The 1,390-nt window shown below is 66.4% G+C and carries 2 protein-coding genes; both read right to left on the bottom strand.

Features of this window, described 5'->3' with window-relative positions:
* The coding region (locus EN994_RS31545; RefSeq protein ID WP_281060218.1) for a flagellar motor protein MotB at positions 1–618 on the bottom strand (618 nt) is incomplete at its 3' end.
* Positions 615–1,241, bottom strand: coding sequence for a hypothetical protein (locus EN994_RS31540; RefSeq protein ID WP_063168920.1), 627 nt, complete (start codon positions 1,239–1,241; stop codon positions 615–617). The genes EN994_RS31540 and EN994_RS31545, both read right to left, overlap by 4 nt.
* Positions 1,242–1,390: the final 149 nt, after the last annotated feature.

Raw genomic sequence — 1,390 nt, 5'->3', positions numbered from 1 at the left:
TTTCTGGTCGCAGCAGGTCGCGGCGCCGGGCGCCGCGACCTGCTGCGACCAGAAATCCGGCTCGAAAGGATCGCGGTAGGAGGCGCCACCGGAGGCGCCGGTAGCCGGGCCGGCAGCCTGCACGCCGCCATCGCCTTTCTGGCTGACATTCTGCATGACGCCGGTATCTGTGGCGATTTCCGAAAGCACGGCGTAGGGGTCGGCGAAGAGATGGTCGTCGGAGTGTTCCGCCTGCTGTGGCTCCTGCTTGTCCTGCTTGCGCTCGGACGCGCCCGCGCCGGCATTGCCGTTCTGTCCGGCTTTGCTGGTCGCCTCTTGCGGATCGTCGGCCGTCAGTCCCATGGCGCGCGGGCCGTCGCCGAGATCCTCCAGGCCCTTGCGGCTCGAATTGCGGTCGACCAGCTTGACCGGGTTGAAGTAGCTGGCCACGGCTGCCTTGGTCTGCTCGTTGGCGGCGTTGATCAGCCACATGACCAGGAAGAAGCACATCATGGCCGTCATGAAGTCGGCGAAGGCGATCTTCCAGACGCCGCCATGGTGGGCCTCGTCATGGTCGTCATGACTGCGCCGCACGATGATGATCTCGTGGCGGCCCTGATCGGCGTTGGCGACGCTCATGCCAGGACCTCCGAGAGGGTCGTCGACCATTCGGCCATGCGCGTTTCGAACACCGCCTCGTCGATAGCCACGGTCAGGTCGAAGCCTGGCGCCTCGACAAAATCGAGATTGGCGGCGCGGGGTCCGAGCGATGCCTTCAGTGTTTCGAACATCGAGAGCGGGCCGCGCACGACGATGCGCACAGCCTCGGCGTCGCCAACCGCTTCGCGGACGGCGTCTGCCAACGCATCGATCGAACGTTTCTGCAGATCGTCGCTGACGATGCCGCCGATGATGCGGGCGACCGTGCCGGCGACAAGTCCGGTCACGCGCGCCTCCATCGCATCGATGTGCAACGAGACCGCCTTGCCGACATCGTCGCCAAGGCTTTCGAGAAATATCCTTGCTTCCTCAGCACTGGCCTGGCGTTCGGCTTCGAGCGCGGCGTCATGCGCAGCCGCCAGGCGGCCCTCCAGCGCTGCCTCCGCCTGGGCAACCGCCTCGGCGATCAGCGTGCCGATATCGGCTTGCGTCGCCGGCGTCTCGGGCTTGTGTTCGGGATCGACTGCTGCCCGGGGCTGGCCGGCACGCTGCGCGCGCGTGCCGAAATCAGGCAGAAGGTCGAAGAGGGCTACGGAAGGCATGGTTTACACCGCCACTTCCTGGGAAGCCCATTTGCGCAGGATCTGCGCGGTGCGCTCCTCGTTGAGGTCGACCATCCTGGCAAGCCGGTCCTGCGGCGCCGGCCGGATCTTCTGGCGAAGATCGTCGAGCGGAGTGGGGCCTGGGCGTG

Origin of the sequence: Mesorhizobium sp. M7A.F.Ca.CA.002.09.1.1, assembly GCF_003998555.1 — a bacterium.
GTDB lineage: Bacteria > Pseudomonadota > Alphaproteobacteria > Rhizobiales > Rhizobiaceae > Mesorhizobium > Mesorhizobium ciceri.
Note: the sequence above shows the minus strand (reverse complement) of the source record. Positions and strands in the feature narration are given on the sequence as shown.